At 70.2% G+C, this 22,510-nt stretch carries 20 protein-coding genes; 9 read left to right on the forward strand and 11 right to left on the reverse strand.

Annotated features, from left to right (window positions below; all coding sequences use genetic code 11):
• Positions 1–11: 11 nt before the first annotated feature.
• The 3 genes from HD596_RS09265 to HD596_RS09275 all read right to left on the reverse strand — a co-directional run bounded on the left by HD596_RS09265 (position 12) and on the right by HD596_RS09275 (position 2,909).
• Positions 12–830, reverse strand: a complete 819-nt coding sequence (locus tag HD596_RS09265) for a helix-turn-helix domain-containing protein (RefSeq protein WP_185068864.1) — start codon at positions 828–830, stop codon at positions 12–14.
• Between the two features lie 137 nt (positions 831–967).
• On the reverse strand, positions 968–1,897 hold the full coding sequence (locus HD596_RS09270; protein ID WP_185068865.1) for a slipin family protein: 930 nt from the start codon (positions 1,895–1,897) through the stop codon (positions 968–970).
• Positions 1,898–1,913: 16 nt separating this feature from the next.
• Positions 1,914–2,909 carry a LacI family DNA-binding transcriptional regulator gene (locus HD596_RS09275; RefSeq protein WP_185068866.1) on the reverse strand — a complete coding sequence of 332 codons (996 nt, stop codon included), beginning with the start codon at positions 2,907–2,909 and terminating at the stop codon, positions 1,914–1,916.
• Between the two features lie 74 nt (positions 2,910–2,983).
• Here HD596_RS09275 and HD596_RS09280 point away from each other — a divergent pair, with 74 nt between their 5' ends.
• The 4 genes from HD596_RS09280 to HD596_RS09295 all read left to right on the forward strand — a co-directional run bounded on the left by HD596_RS09280 (position 2,984) and on the right by HD596_RS09295 (position 7,679).
• Positions 2,984–3,922 carry a nucleoside hydrolase gene (locus HD596_RS09280; RefSeq protein ID WP_313043385.1) on the forward strand — a complete coding sequence of 313 codons (939 nt, stop codon included), beginning with the start codon at positions 2,984–2,986 and terminating at the stop codon, positions 3,920–3,922.
• The gene (gene add / locus HD596_RS09285; protein WP_185068868.1) at positions 3,919–4,836 is read left to right on the forward strand and encodes an adenosine deaminase; all 918 of its coding nucleotides are present in this window, start codon (positions 3,919–3,921) and stop codon (positions 4,834–4,836) included. The genes HD596_RS09280 and add overlap by 4 nt, the downstream gene beginning before the upstream one ends.
• 121 nt (positions 4,837–4,957) lie before the next feature.
• Positions 4,958–7,111 carry a DUF6055 domain-containing protein gene (locus HD596_RS60305; RefSeq protein WP_221519250.1) on the forward strand — a complete coding sequence of 718 codons (2,154 nt, stop codon included), beginning with the start codon at positions 4,958–4,960 and terminating at the stop codon, positions 7,109–7,111.
• 22 nt (positions 7,112–7,133) lie between these two features.
• Positions 7,134–7,679 (forward strand): GrpB family protein, encoded by a 546-nt coding sequence (locus tag HD596_RS09295; protein WP_185068869.1) that lies wholly within the window; start codon positions 7,134–7,136, stop codon positions 7,677–7,679.
• Position 7,680: 1 nt separating this feature from the next.
• On the opposite strand, the gene HD596_RS09300 is transcribed toward HD596_RS09295, so the two are convergent.
• The 3 genes from HD596_RS09300 to HD596_RS09310 form a co-directional block, all read right to left on the reverse strand.
• On the reverse strand, positions 7,681–9,030 hold the full coding sequence (locus tag HD596_RS09300; RefSeq protein WP_185068870.1) for an MFS transporter: 1,350 nt from the start codon (positions 9,028–9,030) through the stop codon (positions 7,681–7,683).
• A 73-nt stretch (positions 9,031–9,103) separates the two neighbouring features.
• Positions 9,104–10,360, reverse strand: coding sequence for a serine hydrolase domain-containing protein (locus HD596_RS09305; RefSeq protein ID WP_185068871.1), 1,257 nt, complete (start codon positions 10,358–10,360; stop codon positions 9,104–9,106).
• Between the two features lie 102 nt (positions 10,361–10,462).
• Entirely contained in the window at positions 10,463–11,443 is a 981-nt protein-coding gene (locus HD596_RS09310) for a trypsin-like serine peptidase (protein ID WP_185068872.1), read from the reverse strand.
• An 845-nt stretch (positions 11,444–12,288) separates the two neighbouring features.
• Here HD596_RS09310 and HD596_RS09315 point away from each other — a divergent pair.
• A complete protein-coding gene (locus HD596_RS09315; RefSeq protein ID WP_185068873.1) occupies positions 12,289–12,951 on the forward strand; it encodes a restriction endonuclease in 663 nt (220 codons plus the stop codon).
• Positions 12,952–12,970: 19 nt separating this feature from the next.
• Here HD596_RS09315 and HD596_RS09320 read toward each other — a convergent pair whose 3' ends face one another.
• Positions 12,971–14,803 (reverse strand): ABC transporter ATP-binding protein, encoded by a 1,833-nt coding sequence (locus HD596_RS09320; protein ID WP_185068874.1) that lies wholly within the window; start codon positions 14,801–14,803, stop codon positions 12,971–12,973.
• Positions 14,803–16,782, reverse strand: a complete 1,980-nt coding sequence (locus HD596_RS09325; protein WP_313043393.1) for an ABC transporter ATP-binding protein — start codon at positions 16,780–16,782, stop codon at positions 14,803–14,805. Before HD596_RS09325 ends, HD596_RS09320 begins: the two co-directional genes overlap by 1 nt.
• A gap of 172 nt (positions 16,783–16,954) precedes the next feature.
• On the opposite strand from HD596_RS09325, the gene HD596_RS09330 reads away from it, so the two are divergent.
• Positions 16,955–17,842 (forward strand): alpha/beta fold hydrolase, encoded by an 888-nt coding sequence (locus HD596_RS09330; RefSeq protein WP_221519252.1) that lies wholly within the window; start codon positions 16,955–16,957, stop codon positions 17,840–17,842.
• A gap of 114 nt (positions 17,843–17,956) precedes the next feature.
• Positions 17,957–19,216, forward strand: coding sequence for an MFS transporter (locus HD596_RS09335; RefSeq protein WP_185068875.1), 1,260 nt, complete (start codon positions 17,957–17,959; stop codon positions 19,214–19,216).
• A gap of 46 nt (positions 19,217–19,262) precedes the next feature.
• Here the strand turns inward: HD596_RS09335 and HD596_RS09340 are convergent, their stop codons facing one another.
• The gene (locus tag HD596_RS09340; protein ID WP_185068876.1) at positions 19,263–19,571 is read right to left on the reverse strand and encodes a hypothetical protein; all 309 of its coding nucleotides are present in this window, start codon (positions 19,569–19,571) and stop codon (positions 19,263–19,265) included.
• A gap of 186 nt (positions 19,572–19,757) precedes the next feature.
• On the opposite strand from HD596_RS09340, the gene HD596_RS09345 reads away from it, so the two are divergent.
• Entirely contained in the window at positions 19,758–20,087 is a 330-nt protein-coding gene (locus HD596_RS09345; RefSeq protein ID WP_185068877.1) for a hypothetical protein, read from the forward strand.
• Positions 20,071–20,736: a hypothetical protein gene (locus HD596_RS09350; protein ID WP_185068878.1), complete on the forward strand. Its 666-nt coding sequence runs from the start codon at positions 20,071–20,073 to the stop codon at positions 20,734–20,736. Before HD596_RS09345 ends, HD596_RS09350 begins: the two co-directional genes overlap by 17 nt.
• On the opposite strand, the gene HD596_RS09355 is transcribed toward HD596_RS09350, so the two are convergent.
• The gene (locus tag HD596_RS09355) at positions 20,737–21,180 is read right to left on the reverse strand and encodes a YbaB/EbfC family nucleoid-associated protein (RefSeq protein WP_185068879.1); all 444 of its coding nucleotides are present in this window, start codon (positions 21,178–21,180) and stop codon (positions 20,737–20,739) included. It lies immediately after the preceding gene.
• A gap of 36 nt (positions 21,181–21,216) precedes the next feature.
• Positions 21,217–22,455, reverse strand: a complete 1,239-nt coding sequence (locus HD596_RS09360) for an MFS transporter (protein WP_221519253.1) — start codon at positions 22,453–22,455, stop codon at positions 21,217–21,219.
• Between the last annotated feature and the right edge of the window lie 55 nt (positions 22,456–22,510).

Consider the following 22,510-nt stretch of genomic DNA (forward strand, 5'->3'; position numbering starts at 1 on the left):
TGGATTGGACGTTATTGCACCCCCCGCTGGTAAGCGCGGGGCGGGACGCCGACGAGGCTCCGGAAGTGCCGCGAAAGGTGCGACTGATCGCAGAACCCCACCGCCACGGCGGCCTCGGCCGGCGGCATGCCCTGCCGCAGCAGCTCGCGGGCCTTCGAGACGCGCAGCTGGGTCACGTACGCGTGCGGCGGCATGCCGTACGCGCGCCGGAACGAGCGCAACAGCGCGAACGCCGTGACCCCGGCCGTGGCGGCCAGCTCGTTCAGGCCGGGCGGGTTCGGCATTGTCGCGTGCAGCAGGTCGCGGATCTCGGCCATGCTCCTGCGCCCGGCCGAGCGGGCCGGGCGCCTCGGGCGGCGCGTGCCGTACGCGCCGAGCACGACGGTCAGCAACGCGTGCAGCTGGGAGTCGGCGGCCAGCGACGGGCCGGACTCCGCCGCGCGATGGGCGGCCCTCACCCGCCGGGCCACCGGGGCGTCGGGCACCATCCTCCGGTCGAACGACGGGATCCCGGCGGGCACGCCGAGCTCGTCCGCGACCTCCCGCATCTGCTCGACGCTCGGGTACAGCACCCGGTACGTCCACCCGTCGGCGGTCGGGGACTCGCCGGTGTGGACGATGCCGGGCTCGATCAGCACGACGTCGTCGATGCCCGCGTACTCGACGCCGTCCGCGAAACGGATCGCCTCCAGGCCCGCCTCCAGCGTCCCGATCGCGTACGTCTCATGGCTGTGCCGGGCGAACCGGCGCCGGACGAAACGTGCCCGCATCAGATCCAGGCCACCGAGGCCGCCATAACGCCAATAGCTGGCGAACTCTCCGGATGCCATGACGTCCTCCCACCGATTCCGGCACTCCCGTACCGCCGCTCCTGCGATCTCATCAGTTCGCGGGGCCGCTGCGGGCGCGCGTGAGCGCGCCGCGGCACGTCGATCCTGCCGGGGTCGCGGACGTCGCCGAGTGGCTCTCACCGGGTCAGCGGGAGATCACCTGGCTTCTGTCCGGATTCAAGGGCCGCATCGCTCTCGCTCCGCTGCGCGGGCAGCTCGGGAACGGCCTCCTCCTCCGCGAGGGCGGGCCGCTCGGGCCGCTCGGGCCGCACCCGTTCGGAGCCGACCGTGGCGGGCTCGGCCGGTGCGGCGTTCTGCGTCGCCCGTTCGAAGAAGCGCAGCAGCTCGACCGGCAGCGGCATGATCAGCGTGGAGTTCTTCTCCGCGGCGACCTCCACCACGGTCTGCAGCAGGCGCAACTGCAGCGCGCCCGGCGTCTGGGCCATGATGCCCGAGGCGTCGGCCAGCTTGCTCGCGGCCTGCAGCTCGCCGTCGGCGACGATCACCCTGGAGCGCCGCTCGCGCTCCGCCTCGGCCTGGCGGGCGATCGACCGCTTCATGGCCTCGGGCAGCTGCACGTCCTTGATCTCCACGCGGTCGATGTGGATGCCCCAGCCGAGCGCCGGACTGTCGATCATGAGCGCGAGGCCCCGGTTCAGCTCCTCGCGGTTGGTCAGCAGGTCGTCCAGCTCGCTCTTGCCGATGATGGACCGCAGCGAGGTCTGCGCCACCTGCTCGACGGCGAACAGGTAGTTCTGCACCTCGATCGCGGCCCGCATCGGGTCCTGCACCCGGAAGTAGGCGACGGCGTCGACCCGTACGGAGACATTGTCCCTGGTGATGCCCTCCTGCGTGGGGATCGGCATCGTGACGATCTGGACGTTGACCTTCCGCATCCGATCGACGCCGGGGATCAGGAACCTCAGGCCCGGCTGGCGGATCTGCTGCTGTGCCCGGCCGAAGCGGAAGACGATGCCGCGTTCGACCTGGTTGACGACTCTCACCCCGGCGACCACCGCCAAGAAGAGGAAGAAGGCGATGACTCCGAGCACGATGTTGATGTCCATGGACCTATCCCTTCTCTTACGAGCCTAGGTCCTGTCCTGCGCAGCCGCAGCTGCGCCGCGCGACGAGGGCGGCGTGCGGGGTGAGCGGGGCGGCCGCCTCGTCGAACAGCAGGGCGACGGCCTGCTCGGCCATGGCCTGGAGCGGCTGCTCGGTCACCGTGAGCGCCGGAGCGGTGTGGGCGCTCTCCGGGGTCCCGTCGAGGCTGATCACGGCCAGCCGGTCGGGGACGGCCAGGCCGTGGGCCCAGGCGCCGGACAGCACCCCGATGGCCTGCTCGTCCGTGGCGGTGACCAGGGCGCGCGGCAGGGTGCCCGCGGCGGCGAGGCGGCGGGTCAGGGCGTCCGCCGTGGCCCGCGAGTAGTCGCAGCGCAGGAGCTCGGCGCCGGGGTCGCCGTCGACGGCCGCGTGCCAGGCCGCCCGCCGCACACCCACGGGCCCCTCGTCGTCGGGGCCGGCCAGGAAGGCGACGTGCCGGTGCCCGTGCCCGCGCAGGTGCGCGACCGCCTCCCGTACGGCCTGTTGATTGTCGGCCGCCGCCACGGGCGCGCCCGCAGGCCCGTTGTGGATGTAGACAGCCGGTACGCCGGCCGCCTCGGCCACCTCTGCCACGTCGCCCACGGAGTCGGACGAGACGATCACCAGCCCGTCGACCTGGGCGGCCAGGAACCGTTCGACGAGATGCCGCTGGCGCTGCGCCGAGTAGCCGGCGTTGCCGACCAGCGTGAGCAGGTCGCGGCCCTCCAGAGCCCGCTCGACGTGCCTGGCCAGGGCCCCGAAGTAGGGGTTGGACGCGTCGGCCAGCACCAGCCCGGCCACGCCCGTGGTGCGCGAGCGCAGCGCGCGGGCGATGCGGTTGGGCCGGTAGCCGAGCTCGGCCGCCGCGGCCAGGACCCGCTCGCGGGTGGCGGCGGCCACGGGACGGGGCCCGTTGTTCATCACGTAGCTGACCACCGCCGTCGAGGTCCCCGCTCGGCGGGCCACGTCGGCCAGAGTGCTCGGACGTTTCCTCATGGCGGTTTACATTCTCGCATCTAATCGATTAGATATGCACTTGGCGATTCTAAACGATTAGACAAGAGGTGACCGTGCTGCCCTTGATCGTCGACACCGACACCGGCTCGGACGACGCCGTGGCGCTGCTGCTGGCCGCCGCCAGCGGCCTGGCCGACGTACGCGCGGTGACGACCGTGGCGGGCAACGTGCCCCTGGCGACCGCGACCCGCAACGCGCTGATCTCCCTGCAGACGGCCGGCCGCCCGGACGTCCCCGTCCACGAGGGCTGCCAGAGCCCCATGACCCGCGCGCTGTCCACCGCCCAGCACGTGCACGGCCAGGACGGGATGGGCGACCTGGACCTCCCCGACCCCCTGCGGGCCGCCGAGCGGGAGCACGCCGTGGACGTCCTGCTGGCCGCGCCCCGCCGCCTGCCCGGCGAGCTGACGCTGGTCACCCTGGGACCGCTCACCAACCTCGCCGCCGCCCTGCTCCGCGACCGCGACCTGCTCTCCCGCTACCGGCACGTGTACTGCATGGCCGGCGCCGCGGACCTGTGGGGCAACGTCTCGGCCACCGCCGAGTTCAACGTGTGGGCCGACCCCGAGGCCGCCCGCGTGGTGCTCCGGGCCGCCACGCCGGACCAGGTGACCTGGATCGGCTGGGACGTCTCGCGCCGGGACGCCGTGATGACCCCGGCGGACCAGCTGCGGATGGAGCGGCTCGGGACCCCCATGGCCACCTTCGCCCACCGCGTCAACCGGACGGTCGCCGAGTGGGCCCGCGACGTCACCGGCCTGTCCGGCTACGACCTGCCCGACCCCGTCGCCATGGCCGTGGCGCTCCGGCCCGAGCTGGCAGTCGAGCGGGAACGGGCGTACGTGGACGTCGCGCTCGGCGACGAGACCCGCGGCCAGCTCATCATCGACCGCCGCCGCTCGGCCCCCGCCCCGAACCTGACACTGGTGCGGCGGGTCGACGAGACCGCTTTCAAACAACTGCTCTTCGACACCTGCGAGGGACCGCGATGACTCCACGTTACGAGCTGCACTGCCACCTCGACGGATCGGTACGCCCCAGCACGATCGCCGATCTCGCGCGCCGCCAGGGCATCACCCTGGAAGCCCCCGTCGAGCAGCTGGTGACGGCGCCCGCCGGGTGCGGCAGCCTGAGCCGGTTCCTGACGTACATCGAGGTGCCCCTCCAGGTGCTGCAGACGCCCGACGCGCTGAGCAGGGCCGCCCGCGAGCTGGTGGAGGACTGGCACGCGGACGGCGTGGTCTACGGCGAGACGCGCTTCGCCCCGCAGCAGCACGGCCGCCAGGGCATGACCGTCGACGAGGCGGTCGAGGCCGTCGCCGAGGGTCTGGCGGCGGGCGAGGCGGCGACGGGAGTGCGTACCGGGCTGCTGCTGTGCTGCCTGCGGCACCAGACGCCGGAGGAGAGCCTGGCCGTCGCCGAGACGGCGCTGCGGCACCGCGACAAGGTGGCCGGGCTCGACCTGGCCGGCGACGAGCGGCGGTACGCGGCCACGCCGCACCGGGCCGCGTTCGACCTCGCCCACGCGGCCGGTCTGCCCTGCACGGTGCACGCCGGGGAGGCGGCGGGCCCGGAGAGCATGTGGGAGGCGATCGACGTGCTCGGCGCGCGCCGGATCGGGCACGGCGTCCGCTGCACCGGCGACTCCGCGCTGCTCGAACGGCTGCGCCGCGACCGGATCGCCCTGGAGATGTGCCCGATCAGCAACGTGCTGACCGGCGCCGTCCCCGGCCTGCCGGAGCATCCCGCGATCCCGCTCCTGGAGGCCGGGCTGGCGGTCACGATCAGCACCGACGCGCGCACGACCGCCGGGACCACGCTGGAGCGGGAGTTCGCCGGGTGGACGGCCGAGCAGGAGAAGCGCGCCCAGGCGAACGCGGCGGAGGCGGCCTTTCGTCGGAACTGAAAGTTTCACCGGCTCTTGACAGGCTCTGTTGCGGACCTCAACACTCTATGCCGCTCCAAAATATGTGACATAACGCACGCTGTTAGCGTTAACAAAACGAGCGGCTCCCGGAGGTTTCCGAATGAGACGATTGCGGGCGGCGGCGGTCGCCCTGCTGATGCTTGTCACCGCGTTCCTCACGACCACCCCGGCGGCCACAGCGGCGGCCAAGAGCGTCTTCATCCCGGCGCGCTGGCAGAGCACCGGCGAGGTGCCGTGGGCGAGCGACCGTACGAAGGAATCGGCGAACTTCATCTTGTTATGGGGCGACCGATCGGGCACGAACCCCAAGACCGCGCCCTCCCCGTACAACTTCGACCCCGACAACATGCTCAGCCAGCTCGAGAGCCTCTACTCCTTCTACGTGAACACCATGAAGTTCACGCCGGAGACCGGGCTGCTGGCCCAGTACAAGATCATCGTCATCGTCACCAGGACCTGGTCGAACGCGCCGCTCGACGCGTGGGCGACGGGCGGCTCGACCGACGGCAAGGTCGGCGTCATCAACATCGCCCCCGCCGCCGCGCTCCCCGGCTCCTGGGGGCTGGCGCACGAGCTGGGGCACGTGTTCCAGAACTACACGTTCCTCGGCAGGTCCGGCTACGGGTTCACGGACCCGAGCGCGGGCACGTTCTGGGAGACGAGCGCCGAGTTCATGGCCATGCAGGTCTACCCGAAGACGGCCGCGGGTGACCTGACGAGGTTCATCCGCACGGAGAACCTCGCCTACAGCAGCAGCCGGCACCACTACGGCAACTGGATGCTGCTGCAGTACATCAAGGACCGCGACGGGCTGGCCATGTTCAACCGCCTGTGGAACGAGGCCAGGAGCAACGAGCACCCGCTGGAGACCTACCGCCGCATCGCCGGCATCGACCAGGCGGAACTCAACCGGCGGCTGGGTGAGTACGCCCAGCGCAACGTCACGTGGGACTACTCCAACCGCGCCGACTTCATGCCGTTCATCAACAGCCTGTATCCCTTCGTCACCGCCTACAACGGCGTGGAGGTGCAGGCCGTCAACGCGGCAGCCGGGCACTTCCGCATCTCCGACGCCCTCGCCCCCTCCGACTACGGCTACAACAAGATCCGCCTCGTCCCGAGCAGCGACGGCGCGCTCATCCGGATGCGGTTCAGGGGCCACGTCAACTCCGCGGCCGGGTCGGGCTGGTCGTACGGGTTCGTCGCGGTGAAGAACGGCACGCCCCGCTACAGCCCGATCTACAATTCCTCGAACGGCGAGGTGACCTTCCAGACCCAGGCGGGCGAGAAGGACGTCTACCTCGTGGTCGTCGGCGCCCCGAGCGCGGTGCACAAGTACGCCTTCCTCGACGGCTACCCCAAGAACTACCGCTACCCGTACCAGTTCCGCCTGCAGGGCGCCACGCCGTGGGGCTTCGAGCCCGGCCACGTGAAGCCGGCCGCGCCGGGCGGCGGCCACTGGCACTCCAACGGCGGCGGCTGGGTGGACAACCGCGCCAACGTGGCCGCCACCGCCTACGTCGGCCCCCGGGCCGCCGTGTACGGCAACAGCACGGTCAGCGGCAACGCCCGCATCGAGGACCTGGCCTGGGTCAACAGCGGCGCGACCGTCGGCGGCAACGCCGTGGTGAAGAACAGCGCGCTGGTCCAGGGCGGCGCCAACCTCGGCGGCAGCGTGGTCATCGGCGGCGACGCCGAGCCCGCGACGGCCTGCTCCTCGGGCACGTACCTGATGTTCAACCCGGACCGGCGCTGCGACGGCGGCGGTGGCGAGGCGGACGTCAACCCGTCCCACCCGATCTTCAGCGACGACGACCTCGCCTTCGGCGGCGGGGGCGGCGACCCCACGCCCGTCAACCTGGCCTCGAGCGCGACGCCCTCGGCCTCCTACACCTCGCCCTGGGAGAGCGTCGCGGCCATCAACGACGGCCTCGTGCCCAGCCCGCGCTGGGGCACCTGGCCGGAGACCGGCACCCAGTGGGCCGAGCTGACCTGGTCCTCGGCCCAGACGGTCAAGTCGGCCGAGGTCTACTTCTTCGACGACGGCGGCGGCGTGCGCGTGCCCGCCTCGTGGAAGCTGCAGTACTGGAACGGCAGCGCGTACGCGGACGTACCCGGGGCGAGCGCGTACGGGATCACGGCCGGGGCGTACAACCCGGTCACGTTCACCGCTGTCAGCACCACCAGGCTGCGGGTCGTGCTGCAGAGCGGCCAGGGCTCGGTCGGCCTCCTGGAGGTCCGCGCCTTCGGCTGATGGGACGCAGGATAATCGGCGCATGGCAGACCCCGTCGAAATAGTGGACCACGACCCGGCCTGGCAGGAGGAGTTCGCCAGGATCGGCGAGGCCCTGCGCCGGCGGCTCGGCGACGTGGCACCGCGGATCGATCACATCGGATCGACCGCGGTGCCCGGCCTGGCGGCCAAGCCGGTGATCGACGTCCAGGTGTCGGTGCGGTCGTTCGAGCCGCTGGAGGCGTTCAGGTCGCCGCTGGAGAGCCTCGGCCTGGTGTACCGGGCGGACAATCCCGACCTGACCAAGCGCTACTTCCGCGAGGCGCCGGGCGAGCGCCGCACGCACGTCCACGTACGCGTGCTGGGCAGCTTCTCCCAGCAGCTCTCCCTGCTCTTCCGCGACTACCTGCGCGCCCACGCCGGGGCCGCGGCCGAGTACGCGACGGTCAAGCGGCGTCTCGCGGCCGAGTTCCGGCACGAGCGGCACCGGTACGTCGAGGCGAAGCGGCCGTTCATCTGGGACACGCTCCGCCACGCCGACGACTGGTCTCAGGCCACCGGCTGGACGCCGGGCCCGAGCGACGCGTGACTCAGGGGCTGGTCTCGGTCCTGGGCTCGGTTTGTACGTCGTCGTACTCGACCGCGTAGTCCTGCTTCGACCGGTCCTTCAAGGCGAACGCCGCAACCACACTGATCAGCGCACATATCGCCATATAGACGGCTATGGCGAACGAGCTCTGGTACGTCGCGTACAGCCAGACCGCGATCAGCGGCGCGGGCCCGCCCGCCGTCACCGAGGCCAGCTGGTAGCCGAGCGAGGCCCCGCTGTAGCGCAGCCGCCCGGTGAAGCTCTCGGCGATGAACGTGGCCTGCGGACCGTACTGGATGTCGTGGATGGGCGCCGCCAGCACGATGGCCAGCAGGACCAGCGAGGGGACGCGGGTGTCCAGCAGCGGCCAGTAGACGAACGACCAGACCACCATGGCCGCCGCGCCGATGATGTAGAGCTTGCGGCGCCCCACGATGTCCGAGACGTATCCCCAGAAGGGGACGGTGAACAGCGACACGATCCCGGCGGCGATGACGTACGGGTAGATGTCACCCGCCTGGAACCCCAGGGTCTTGGTGGCGTACGTGAGGATGAAGACGGTGAAGATGTAGAACGGCGCCTGCTGACCGGTCCTGAGCAGCGCGCTCAGCACGATCTCCCGCCAGTTCCTGACGATGACCTCGCGTACGGGGACGCGTTCGACCCGGTTCTCCTGCAGGACCTTGGTGAAGACGGGCGTCTCCAGGATGCCGAGCCTGATGTAGAGGCCGACCCCGGCCATCACGATGCTGAGCAGGAACGGGATGCGCCAGCCCCAGTAGGGGTCGAGCGGCTGGAACACCTCGAGGGCCAGGTAGCCGAGCACGAGCCCGACGGGCACCCCGAACTGCGGCCAGCTCCCCAGGAACCCCCGCCGCCCGCCGCGCGACTGCCCCCACTCGGTGGCCAGCAGCACGGACCCGCCCCACTCACCGCCGACGCTGATGCCCTGCAGCAGCCGCAGCACGGTCAGCAGGATGCCGCCCCAGATGCCGATCTGCTCGTACGTCGGCACCAGCCCGACCAGCGCGGTGGCGATGCCCATGCTCAGGAGCGTGATGATGAGCGTGGCCTTGCGGCCGATCCGATCGCCGTAGTGCCCGAAGATCGCCGCCCCGATCGGGCGGGCGGCGAATCCTCCGAAGTAAGTGCCGAGAGACAGGAGCAGGCCCGTGGTCGGGTCGCTCTTGGGGAAGAACAGCTCCGCGAAGATCGTGCTGGCGGCGAAGCCGTAGAGGAAGAAGTCGTACCATTCGATCGAGGTCCCCACGGCGGAGGCGATGACCGCCCGGACCAGTTGCCTTCTCGTCTGCTGCTGACCTGTCGCGTCGAGTCGCTGCTCCTCTGCCATCTACCGCTCCTCGGTAGGTCTTACCTTTCCCGCGACGTTACATGACGCAACATTGGTGGTCACGAGGGCGATTTCAGAAGTATCTGGGGGCCAGGTCCGTGGTGGGCCACGTCTTCACGGTGCCGATCGCCTCGCCGAGGATGGGGTCGATCGCGTCGAAGTCGGGCGTGCCCTCCTCCTCCCTGCGGTTGAAGATCGCGCAGTAGCTGACGCCGTTCTGCACCCTCGCCAGGAAGCTGTACGTGCCGGGCATGCTGCCGGTGTGCCAGGTGTTCAGCCCTCCGGCGTTGTTGTTGCGCACGTACCAGCCGAGGCCGTACCAGGAGCCGTTGGCGTTCACGCCGATCTCGGGCTTGGCGAAGATCCGGGAGATCGACGTGGAGTTGAGCACGGGCCCGGCGGCGTTGAAGACGAAGCCCCACTTGACCAGGTCGACGGCCGAGGCGAGCCAGCCGCCGTTCGCGTCCTGGTTGGGCATGTTGAAACCGCCGTAGGGGTACGGCACGACGGCGCCCGACTGGTCCACGACGCTCTTGCGGGTGTACTTCGAGGCGTAGGTCACCTCGGTGGAGAAGGCCTCGGAGCGGAGGCTGCGGCCCAGGCGCAGCCGGGTGATCCCGGCGGGGGCGAGGAGCTTCTGCCGCACGTACGACTCGTAGCTCATGCCGGAGACCTTCTCGATGACCCGCCCGGCCAGCATGTAGCCGTAGTTGCTGTAGGAGAACTTCGTGCCCGGGTCGTGGTCGAGCTTCCTCGCGGTGACGTACTTGATGATGTCGGCGTGGTCGATCGGCAGCGGCGCGTCCAGCGACGCGGAGATCGTGTGGTCGTTCCACAGCGGGTCGCTCGACACGCTCGAGTCCCAGCCGCCGAGGTGCTGGAGCAGGCGCCACATGGTGACGTTCGCCAGCCGGGGGTCCGCCGTGGTGGACAACCCCAGCACGGTGGCCACCTTGGCGCCCAGGGTCAGCTTGCCGTCCTGGACCAGCCGGACGATCGCGGCCGCCGTGATGTTCTTGCTGAGGCTGGCGACCCGGAACAGGGACGTCGGCTGCACCCGCACGATGGGGGCGCCCGGCTTGGAGTAGAACCCGTAGCCGCGGGCGAGCAGGATCTTGCCGTTCTTGGCGACCGCGAGCTGGGCGCAGGAGATGTCCCGTTCCGTGATGAACGTCTTCATCGCCTTGTCGAACCCGGCCAGCGCGCTCGGCACGACACCCGTGGTCAGCGGCTCTGCCGCGCTGGCGGACGCGGGACGCGCCCCGAGCGCGATCGCCGGCACGGCACCCGCGCCCACCTGGAGGAGCCGTCGGCGGCTGAGCGTGGTCACATTTCCCCCTATTGTCACATCAACAGTGGCCTACGGCCTTGGAACGGCCGAGGCGGTTGGCGGGGCCATGGCAGTCGGCGAGGCCACGGCAGTCGTCGGCGCTCAGGCGGCCTCTGCGGCGCGGAACGTCTTGAGCGCCTCAGGACCGAAGTAGGAGCCGTAGCTGGTGGTGCTGTTACGCAGCGCGTGGGTGGAGATCTGGTAGCCAGTGCCAGTGATCTTGTTGAAGCTCTGGAACCACGGACCGCCGCTGGAACCCCCACCCATGTCGCACAGCAGCGCGTACTTCATGCCGTACGCCGGCGTCGCCGACGCGCCGCTGCAGTACTGCAGGGTCTGCCCGCCGTTCCCGTTGCTCGGGTAGCCGAGCAGCAGGTTGGACGAACCGGCGGCGGTGGAGTTGAACCTGATGCCCTGCCCACCCACGGTCTGCACGACCGTCTTGCCCTTCACCGGCTTGACGACCAGCATGCCGAAGTCGAACGGCGGCTGGTGAGCACCGTTCTTGTAGTAGCCCGACCAGATGAACATGGTCCGCGCCACGAACTTGCCGTAGGGCGCCGAGCCGTTCTTGTACGCCGGGACGAAGACCAGGTTGGTGCTCCACCGGCCCTCGCCGTCGATCAACGCGTGCCCGACGGTGACGACCACGTCTCCGTCCGCGCTGGTCACGACGTTGCCGGAGGCGACGAAGTCCCTGCCGTTGCCCCCGGTGCCGAACACCTTGCCCGCCGTCTTGGCGATGAGGCCACCGGACTTCCACGTCCGCTGCTTGGCCGCCGAGGTGACGTACGGGGTGACCCACCGCTTCGTACCGGCCGACGGGGTGGGCGCGATGTCCACCTGCTCCTGCGCCGCGTACGGCGTCACGCTCTTGCCCGAGCCGCTCCCCGCCTCGTCGGGGGCGGCAAGCGGCTGGGCGGCCCGCATCCGCTCGGGGGTCCAGTAGTCGCTCCCGGCCGCGAACGTCGTCGGGACCTGACGCGCGAGCGGCGCATCCGCCGCTGGGGGCTCGGCGACGGCGGCGTGGGTACCCAGCCCGAGCATCAAGGCGGTCAAACCGACGATGGGCAAGGTACGCATGGGACCTCCGTGACAAGCGTGACGGAGAAGATTTACCACACAAGTCACGAAAATGGACAATCGTCACAGACCAGCCCACTGCAGGTGGAGACTCGATCAAGTTCTCGCCAGGATCCACGCGACAGGACCTTGGGCACCGCACCGCGAGACCGGCCCTCCCCCGAGAAGAACCAGGTGCCCGAAGTGCTCATACTTCGCCCTGAAAGCGAAACGATCCTGTGGGGGCCGGAGCCCGCGAGTAGGAGGTGATCAAGCCACTCAATCCGGATCACGGCTCGGACCTACGGATCCTGGCCCAAAGCCTTGAGGACCGTAACCGCCCGCACCACCAGCAGCCGTCACCCCAGTCCAGCCGGTCGAGCAGCACTGCCGCCCGCTGACCCCGGACGACTTGTCAGGCGCTGACCTTCAACTGGTGCACACGCCACGCCGACGCCCTCAATCTCGCCAGTAGGGCAACGCGACACCCAGCGCCCGTTCTCGTAGGTGATGACATAGGTAATCGTCTTGCTCATGGGCTCAGCCTTTCGGCGACCGCTTCCAGACGCTTCAGGGCCTCACGAAATAGCGCTGGATCGCGATCCGGGTCGGCAGGGATCATGACAGTCAGCGGCGGCACCTGCCGCAGCCACTATGGCTGCAACCTCGGCGAACCGGCATACGTGCGGGAAAGACGCTCGACCGCATCCCATGCCAGACCCGTGGGCTGGAGCGGTTTCCGGCGCATTAGGCGGAAACAGACGGCATGGATAAACGGCGCTCTATTGTGATTTTCTTCAGCGTGCAGATTCTGTCGGTGCCGCGCCTCATACTCCCCATCAACACCGGTCTTCCAGGAGGGGCCCATGGCGAGGGGATCCAGACGGGGCAACAAGCGGCGAAAGTCGAACGGCATCGACGATCTTCGGCTGATGGGCCTGGTGGGAGCCGGTGTTGCGATCGCTTTCGTGGCCTACCTCATCACCGAATATCCCGGCTGGGCGATAGCCATCACCATCGTCCTGATCGCGGCCCTGACCGGCGGGCTCTTCCTTCGGCACCGGGTCATCCAGGCCCGCCGCCTGCAGTTCCTCGCGGCCAACGCGGCCCTGGAGAAAGTCGATCTCATGACCGGCCCGCAGTTCGAGCAGCTGGTCGCCGAGCACATGATCGCCCAGGGGTTCCGCCGGGTGCGGATCCGAGGCGGCAGCGGGGACGGCGGTGTGGACATCACCGCTGTCGCACCCGACGGCACGCCATGCGCCGTCCAGTGCAAGCGCTACAACAAGGCCGTCGGTGCACCGGCGGTCCGCAACTTCCTCGGAGCCCTGGCCAACGCCTTCACCGGGCACACCGGCGTGCTCATCACCTCGGGGCGCCTCACCAGCCCGGCCCGCCAGGAGGCGACGAACGCACGCCAGCGGCTGCTGCTCGTCGAGCGCGACCTGCTCGCCGATTGGCTGACCGGGAGGTTCGCGCTGCTCGCCAAGCCGGCGCCGCTGGTCGAAGGCGACGAGCCGGCAACCTGAGCAGCGGCGAGCCGAGTGGTCAGCCGGAGCCGCCGCTCGTCACGGAGACGAAGCCGGAGCCCGCGCGGTAGTTGGGTGACTGGTGGCGGAAGTAGGTGTTGTAGACCTCGCAGTAGCGCCCCCCGCGCGCCAGCAGGGTCGCGTGGTCGCCCTCCTCCACGATCCGCCCGTGATCCAGCACGATGATGCGATCGACGTGCTCGATCGTCGAGAGCCGGTGCGCGATGACGATCGAGGTCCGGCCGGCCAGCACCAGGTCGAGGCCCTCCTGGATCTGGGCCTCGGTCAGCGGGTCGACGCTGGCCGTGGCCTCGTCCAGGACCACGATCGCCGGGTCCTGGATCAGCAGCCGGGCCAGCGCGACGAGCTGCCGCTGCCCCATCGACAGCGCCCGCCCGTGCTCGCCCACGTCCGTCTCCAGCCCGTGGGGCAGGGCCTCCATCCAGTCGCCGCCGCCCACCGCGGCCGCCGCGGCGCGTACCTCGTCGTCGCCCGCCTCCGGCCGCGGGTAGCGGATGTTGTCGGCGACCGTGCCGCTGAACAGGAACGGGGCCTGCGGCACCGCGCCGATCTGGCTGCGGTAGGCGCCCAGCTCAAGGGTGCGGATGTCGCGCCCGTCGATCAGCAGGCGGCCTTCCTGGAACTCGTAGAAGCGGGTGATCAGCTTGCTGAGCGTCGACTTGCCGGCGCCGGTGTGACCGACCAGCGCCACGGTCTCCCCCGCCTCGATGCGCAGGTCGAAGTCGCGCAGCACCGGGTTGGCGGCGTCGTACCCGAAGGTGACGCCCTGGAACTCGATGCGCCCGGCCAGCCTGCCGGGCGGCTCGGCGGCGCTCTGCACCACCCGGGGCGGGGCGTCGATCAGGGCGAAGACGCGCTCGGACGCGGACAGCCCCTGCTGGAACTGGGACCAGAAGGCGGCGATGGACGTCAGCGGGAACCAGAAGAGCGACACGCCCTGCAGGAACAGGTACCAGTCGCCCGCGGACAGCCCGCCGTCGAGCACCTGCGCGCCGCCCAACCGGACCAGGCCCACCGTCGCGAGCCCGGCCACCAGGAAGAGTACGGGGAAGATGGTGGAGAAGACGAACCCCTGCCGGAGGGTCACCTGGTAGCTCTGCCGGTTGATCGGCCGGAACTCGTCGTAGACCTGCTGCTCCTGGCGGAAGTTCTTGGCGACCGCGATGCCGCCCATGGTCTCCTGCAGGTTGGCGTTGACGCGGCTGAGCGAGCGCTGCGCCCTGCGCGTGCTGATCCTGGCCAGCCGCCGGAACATCAGCGCCAGCCCCACCACGATCGGCACCACCAGCAGGGTCAGCAGGGCCAGCTCGACGCTGCGCACGAACAGCAGGACCGTGACGAAGCCGACCATCAGCACCTGGCTGATCAGGTCCATCGTCAGCGTGGAGACGGTGGCGAAGTCGTCGGTGTCGGACGTCACCCGGCTGACGATCTTGCCGGACGGGGTCTCGTCGTAGAACGACAGGTCGCGCTCCAGCACCGCGTCGAACGCGTCCTCGCGCAGCCGGAGCACCACGTCACCGGTGACCTGCGCGCTGTATTTCTGCCGGATGAAGTTGAAGATCCACGAGAGCACCCCGGTGGCCAGGATGCCCGCGGTGAGCTGCCAGCCCACCGCGCCGATGGTGCCGTCGGAGACCGCGTCGACGGCCAGGCTGCCCAGCGCAGGCACGGCCGCCTGGCTCGCGGACAGCAGCACGATCATGGTGGCGACGAGGATCATCGACCCCAGCTTGGGCCGGAAGTACGACATGATGCGGCGCAGCAGGGCACGATCGCTGTAGGTGCGGTCGTAGTCCTCGGCGTCGAGGCCGTCCATGATGAAGCCCATCAGCGCGCCCTTCCCTGCTCGGCGGCCAGCACCCCGTCCTCGGCAGCGTCCACGCCACCGCCACCGCCACCGCCACCGTCCGCGGCAGTGGCCACGCCACCGCCATCGTCCGCGGCGCCCTCACCGCCGACGTCACCATCGCCGTCCAGCTTGACCTCGCCGTCCAGCTTGGCCCCGCCGTTCAGCTCGACCTCGTCGTCCAGCTCGACCTCGTCGTAGTGCGCGAAGATCCGGCGGTAGAGCCGGCTGCGCGCGATCAGCTCGTCGTGGGTGCCGAAGTCGACCACTTCGCCGCGTCTGAGCAGCAGCACCTTGTCCGCCCACCGGATCTGCGAGAGCCGGTGGGTGATCAGCAGCGTGGTGCGCCCTTCGAGGATGCGCCCGATCGCCTGCTGGATCCTGTCCTCGGTGGCGGAGTCGATCGCGCTGGTCGAGTCGTCGAGCACGAGGATCGCCGGATCGGTCAGCAGCGCCCGGGCGATGGCCAGCCGCTGCCGCTGACCGCCGGAGAGCGTGACCCCGCGCTCCCCGATCACGGTCTCGTAGCCGTCGTCCAGCTCGGCGATGAACTCGGCGGCCTGGGCGTCCTCCGCCGCCCGCACTACGGCCTCGTGATCGGCCCGCTGCCCCAGGCTGAAGGCGATGTTCTCGGACACCGACCGCGAGAACAGCACGATGTCCTGCTCGATGGTGGAGATCTGGGAGCGCAGCGAGTCGAGGTCCCAGTCGCGCACGTCCACGCCGTCGACGAGGATCCGCCCGGACGTGACGTCGTAGATCCGCGGCACCAGCTTGGTCAGCGTGCTCTTGCCCGACCCGGTCTCGCCGACGATCGCCACCGTCTCCCCCGGCCGCACGGTGAACGTCACCCCGCGCACCGCCGGCTCCTCGTCGTCCTCGTAACCGAACGTCACGTCCTCGAAGACGAGCTCCCCGCTGATCGGCGCGGCGTGCCCCTCGGCCCGCTGCTCGAGCTCGCTGTCGGAGGTGACGACGCTCAGGATCCGGCGCGAGGACACGATGCCGATCTGGATCAGGGAGAACGTGAAGATCGACATCTGCGTGGGGAACCCGAGCTGGCCCATGAGCCCCATGAACGCCACCAGCTCGCCGATGGTGATCGCCCCGATGCCCTGGAGATAGAGGGCGTGCCACAGCGCCCCGGCCATGGCGAAGGAGAACAGCAGGGTGGGCAGGTAGCGGGCCTGGACCAGCCCGTTGCGTACGAACAGGTCGCGGTAGAGCCGCGCGTCGGCACGGAAGCGCCGCCGCTCCTGCCCCTCCTGGGCGGTCACCTTGATCACCTCGATGCCGCGCACCGCCTGGTTGAGCCCGGCGTTGAGATCGCCGAACTGCTCGCGCATGCGTGTGGCCACCGGGGTGAGCTGCCGCATGTAGTGCCAGAGCGCGACCGCGAACACGACGGCGAACAGCCCGGGCGCCAGCAGCAGCCGCGGATCGATCGCCGCGATGAAGAAGAGGGGCACCAGCCCGGTGAGCCCCGAGTCCACGATCAGGTCGAGCCCGGGCGTGACCATGACGGAGAGCTGCCGGATGTCGTTGGCGGCCCGGGCCATCAGGTCGCCCACCCGCTGCCGGTTGTGGAAGGTCTGGCTCTTGCCGAGCAGGCTCACGTAGAGCTCGTCGCGCGCGTCCCGCTCAAGGCGCTTGGCCAGCACCTCGCTCGACAGCCTGGCCACGAGGTCGAACAGCCCCCGCGCCAGCACGATCGCCAGCAGCGCGAGCGCGATGGAGCCGAGCGCGTCCAGCGGCTCGCCCCGCTGGCCCAGCACGGAGTCGAAGGCGTCGCCGGTGAACTGCGGCACCATGGCGTTGAGCACCACCATGACCAGCGACCCGCCGAGGAACCCGAGCAGGTGCACCGGATGCCGGCGAAGGTGGGACCAGAGCCAGCGCACCGGGCCGCGCCGGTTGTAGCGCGGGCCGGAGACGGAGAACTCCGAACTGCTGGTGGTCACTGCAGGCCCTCCCCCGGGCGCGAGCACGCGAGTGTCGAACCTGCTTTCTATCACCGGGCACCGACACTTTCCCATCGGTTTTCACCGGGCCCGGCCGGCGCCCGGACTGCCCGAAATGACAGGTCCGATATCCGCCGTCGTTCCGCCTCCCGGTCGCGCCAAGATGAGCGCCATGATCGAACATCCCCCTGGTCAGGCGTACGAGATCCGCGCCGACCGGCGCACCTGGGTCGAGCAGCACGGGGACGGCGACGCCGTGGTGCTGCTCGCCGGGCTGGGCCCCGCGGGGTCGCATGTGATCTTCCACCCGCACTTCGACGCCCTGGCGGCGGACCACAGGGTGATCTACGTCGACCTGTTCGGCCGCGGTCGCTCCGGCCGTCCCCGGCACCTCTCCGAGATCACCTTCGCCGATGACGTCGCCGACGTCGCCGCGCTGCTCGGGCGACTGGGCCCCGCCCACCTGTACGGCTTCTCGTACGGCGGCCTGATCGCGCAGGCGATCGCCCTCGACCACCCCGATCTGGCGCGTACCGTCACTTTGGCCAACACCCTGCACAGTCCCGAGATGTGGCAGCTCAACCACGCCAACATCAACCGCGAGCTGGCCACCCAGCTCCCGGAGGTGTGGGAGCGGATCCAGGCGCTGCGGCTGGACGGGCTGCGCTCCACGGACGAGCCGCTCAGGCGGGAGTTCGCCAAGGCGGCGGCCCTGGTCCGCTTCTACGACCCGGCCAACGCCGCCCTGCTGGCCGACGAGCCCGGCGCCAGGAACCAGGAGCTATATCCGATCTTCTGCGGCGACGACGTCGATTTCGTGATCGGTGGTGAGGTGGCCAGGATCCCCGACTTCCGGCCCCGGCTCAAGGAGATCCGCGTTCCCCTGATGGTGCTGGCCGGCCGCCACGACCGGGCGCTGCACCCGGCGCTGCAACAGGACTTCCGGCGCTTCGCGCCCCAGGCCCGCTTCCACATGCTGGAGCGCAGCGGCTCGTTCGGCCACGTCGAGGAGACGGAGACCGTCCACTCGCTGCTGCGGGACTTCTGGCGGCAGTCATGACCGCGATGACGCAGACGGCCGGGCACACGGCCCCCGGCGACTTCGGACGGCAGCCATGACCACCATCACACGGACGGTCGGGCACACGGCCCCCCGCGACTTCGGACGGCAGCCATGACCACCAGCACACAGACGGCCGGACGTGCGGCCCGCCGGGACTTCGGGCTGTTGTGGGCCGGGCAGTCGTTGTCGCTGTTCGGGGACCAGTTCATGACGCTGGCGCTACCGCTGCTCGCGGTGACCGTGCTGGGCGCGACTCCGGCGCAGGCCGCGTTGCTGCCGTTCGCCATGTTCCTGCCCTTCCTGCCGCTCGGTCTGCCGGCCGGCGCCATCGTGGACCGGCTGCCCCGCCGTGCCGTCATGCTCGTCTGCGACGGCGTGCAGGTGGTCGCGTTCGGCGCGATCTGGGTCACGGCGGTCACCGGCGTGCTCAGCTTCCCCCTGCTGTTCGCGCTGGTGCTGGTGAGCGGTTGCGCGGTGGTGTTCTTCCAGGTCGCCTACACCTCGTACCTGCCGGGCCTCTTCCCCGACCCGGGCGAGCTGCACACCGGCAACACCCGCCTGGCGCTGTCGGAGTCGACCGCCAAGGCGGTCGGGCCGATGGCCGCGGGGCCGCTCATCGGGCTGCTCGGGGTGGCCGGCGCGCTCCTGGCCAACACCGTCAGCTTCGCCGCCTCGCTCGTGACGCTGTTCGCGATCCGGCACCGCGAGGCGCCGCCCGCCGTCACCGCGCGGGAGCGGGGCTGGGTACGGCGCGACGTCGCCGCCGGGCTCAGGTTCGCGCTCCGGCATCCGGTTCTGGAGCCGGTCATCGCCTGCGGCACCGTCTACGTGCTGTTCCTGTCCATGGTCGAGACCAGCCTGGTCCTGTACTGCCGCAACGTCCTGGGACTGTCGCCGCAGTGGATCGGGATCGTGGTGGGCGCCGCCGCGGCCGGCTACCCGATCGGCAACCTCGCCTCGGCCTTCCTCATCAGGCGGCTGGGCAGCCCCCGCGCGCTCATGCTCGCCGCCACCGTGTCGGTGGCGGGCATCGTGGCCATGCCCGCGCTGGGGGCGGCGCACGGCATCGTGGGAGCCGCCGGCCTGGTCATCGGCAGCATCGTGCACTGCGTGGGCGAGGGCGCGTTCAGCCCCATCTCCCTGACCCTCCGCCAGACCCAGACCCCACCCGAGCTCCTCGGCCGGGTGTCCGCGGTGCAGCGGTTCCAGTTGTGGGGGGCGGTCGCGCTCGGCGCCCTGCTCGCCTCCGCGGCCACCGCGCTCGCCGGTCTGGAGGCGACGGTGTGGATCGGCGCGCTCGGCACGATCCTGTGCCTGCCCGCGCTGCTGCGCCGCGGCATCCGCGCCGCCGTGCTCCCCCGTACCGTCTGATGAGGCCCGTACGGGGCCACGGGCTTGGCCCGTGGCCCCGCGTCGATCAGCAGCCGCCCCGGTTGTACACCCTGAACACGTTGCTCCACCTGCCGACGTACCTCGACTCACCCGCCGGCACGCAGAAGTAGGTGTTTCCGCCCAGGAGGTAGGTCACGAAGATGTTCTCGCCGGCGCCGGTGCAGTTCTTGTACATGGTGGCGTCGCCGTCCCGGTACATGCCGCAGGCGGCTGCCAGGTGGCTGCGCTCGCTGACGCCGGCGGCCGCCGGGGCGGCGGTGACCAGCGTGGCGCTGACGGCCGCGAGGACGGTCAGCAGGGCGAGCGGGGACGGCTTCTTGATCTTGACTGGCATGGTTTGGACTCCTGTTCTGATTCGTCGAACGCCCTGGATCGCTGGGCGTCAGGCTCAGGAAAGCCGGCGTGGTGAGGTGTCCAACAGCGGCTCGGACACACCCGTCCAGGCTCGGACAGCACTCCGCCGTCGCAGAGGCCAGCTAGTATGTCCAGCCAAGTAATGGATCACGTACTTGGAGTAACTTTGAGCCAAGACGAAGCATCACGTATCCACCAGTTATCGGCGATCAGAGCGCTGGGCGACGCTCTCGTCGACGACGCCGAAGGCCCCTCGCCCGTGTCGCACCTGGCCGAGGCGAGCGACTTCCCCTCGAACATGCGCCTGGGACCCTGGGCCATGGGCGTGCTCGGCTGGCCCCTGACCAGCGAACACGACAAGATCGTCGGGTACGCGGAGAGCACGGTCCGCAACACGATCGAAGCCCTGCATGACGATCGGGACCGGCTGCACACGGTCGCCGGCAACATCCAGACCGTGGAGAACAGGAACGAGGCCGATGTCCGGCGGATTTGAGATCCCCGTCCCCGGCGGGACCCCCGACCCGTTCCAGCCGGGTGACCAGGGCGGCGACCTCAAGCTGATGCAGTACTCCACGCTCGGCATGTACGCGTTCGCCGCCCTGATCTTCCCCGCGTTCGAGCGGGTGGTGGTCGCGTACGGGCTGTCGGTCCCGTCCGACCCGCAGGTGATGCACAGGGCCGCGGACGGCTGGAGCGCCTTCGGAGACGGTGTCCACGCGGCGGGCGCGACGGCGCGGGAGCAGCACGACAGCGTGTCCCAGGCCAGTTGGCAGGCGCCGGCGCGGGAGCTCTACGGGCAGCGGGTCGCCGGCTACGCCATGGAGTCGGACAGCGCGGCCGGCTCCGCCCACAGCCTCTCGTGGCTGCTCAGGGTGCTGGCCAACCTCTGGACGCTGTACATCTACCTCCACCTGGGCATCGCGAGCCTGGCCATGGTCACCCTGGCCAAGGCCGCACTGGTCGGCCCGGGAAGGGTGTACTACGCGTGGGAGGCGCTGTCGCAGGCGATGACCGCCGAGAAGCGGGTCATCGAGCTGCGCAACTTCACCCTCAGGACCGTGCTGGGCCTGGCTCTGAAGTACGGTGCCGCCTGGATGACCGAGCGCACCCTCACGGACGGCCTCAAGCCGCAGGAGGTCTGATCAGTAGCCGAGCTTCCTGCGCATACGATCCAGCTCGCCCATCGCATCACCCATCATCCGGTCGAAGGCCTGCTGCGCCTCCGCGACCTTCGCCCGGGCGGTGTCCGGGTCGCCCAGGGCGCGGTCCAGCCCTCCGCCGAACGCGCCCGTCATGATCGCGGACAACTGGCGCTGGAGGTCGGCGTCGGCGTCACGAATGGCGGCGAGGATCGCCACGGACATCTCCTGCGCGCTCATCCGCTTCGCCCTCGGATCGATGTCCAGCCGGCTCACCCCGCCCTGCGCGGTGCACTCGACCGCGATGAGACCGTCGGCGGCCGTCGCCCGCCCGACCGCCGCCGCGACCCCTTCCTGCGCCGCGGCGAAATCGGCCACCCGCTTCTCGGAATCCCGCAGGAACGCCTCGACGTCGATGTTCGCGAAATTACCGAGGGGGTCGTCCACGTGCGGTCCTCCATCCACGTACGTTCTTCCGGACGGTCATAGCACAGCTCCGTTTCGGAGCGATTTCTTGGCGCTCGGGAGGGCGGATCGCGTCCCCCTGGCGGCACGTCGCTGGAGCACCAGCGCCCAGGCCGTGGACAGGAGCGCGAAGGCGCCGAGGGCGGCGAAACCGACCCCCGCGCTGGTGTGATCGGTGACGGCGGCCACGAGCAGCATGACGACGATGGTCGCGGCGAGCCCGCCGCCGTTGGCGAGGCCGAAGACCCGGCCTATGTCGGTACGACCGGCCCGGGCCATCAGCAGATTCCGCGAGGAGATCCTCGCCTGGCCGAAGACGAATGCCCCCAGGGGGACCAGCACGGCCAGTCCGGCGACGCCCAGCCGTCCCTGCGCGACGATGAGCAGGCTGCACGCGAGGAAGCCCACGACGGCGATGCGCAGATCGGAGTACCGCTGGGCGAACAGCCGGTATCCGGCGGCGGCGGCGAGGAAGCCGAGGCTGCCCAGGGCGTCGATGGCCCCGAAGGTGCCCGCCCCGCGATCGAGCTCGATCAGGACGTACGTGGGCAGGAGGGCGTTGAAGACGGTGACCACGACGCTGCCCTGCGCGTACAGAAGGATCAGGCTGCCCATCGGAAGCGGCGGCCGATCCGGGCCTGCCGCCTCCACCGGCTCGGCGGCGAGCCCGCCGGCGGCTCTCGTACGGCCGGTGGCGGTCACGCACAGGGCGGAGACGGCGAACGTGGCCGCGTTGAAGACGAGCAAGGGGACGGCGCCGAAGAGCTGGACGGCGAGCCCGCCGACGGTGGCGGACAGCAGCATCCCGGCCTGAGTGGCCATCTCGTAGCGGCCGTTGAACCGGCGCAGGACGGCACCACCGGGGACCCGCTCCTTGATCAGCGCCGCGCTCGCGGGCACGAAGATCGCGCTGACCAGGGCGAGCGCGAAGTTCGCGGCGTAGATGCCGGCCTCGGCCGCACCGCCCGCGGCCAGCCACAACGGCAGGCCGAGAGCGACGATCCCGCTCACCGTGTCGCAGGCGATCCACAGGGCGCGGCGATCCAGGCGGTCCGCGAGCCGTCCCAGGTACGGGGACAGGACGGCCTGCGGCAGCGCGACGGCGATGAACAACCAGCCCACGGCCATCATGGTCTGCTGCTCCCTGGCCAGCAGCAGCGCCCCGGTGATGAGCTGGACGTTGTTGCCGAGCGCGGTGGTGAAGGCCGCGGCGATGAGCAGCCGCATGGTCGTGCGATGGGGGATCTGAACGGGCATGCGCACAGTCTCCGCATCTTCACTGACACCACATGTCAGTGAAGACGTATCTCGG

Source organism: Nonomuraea jabiensis, from assembly GCF_014204795.1.
In the GTDB taxonomy this organism is placed as follows: Bacteria; Actinomycetota; Actinomycetes; order Streptosporangiales; family Streptosporangiaceae; genus Nonomuraea; species Nonomuraea jabiensis.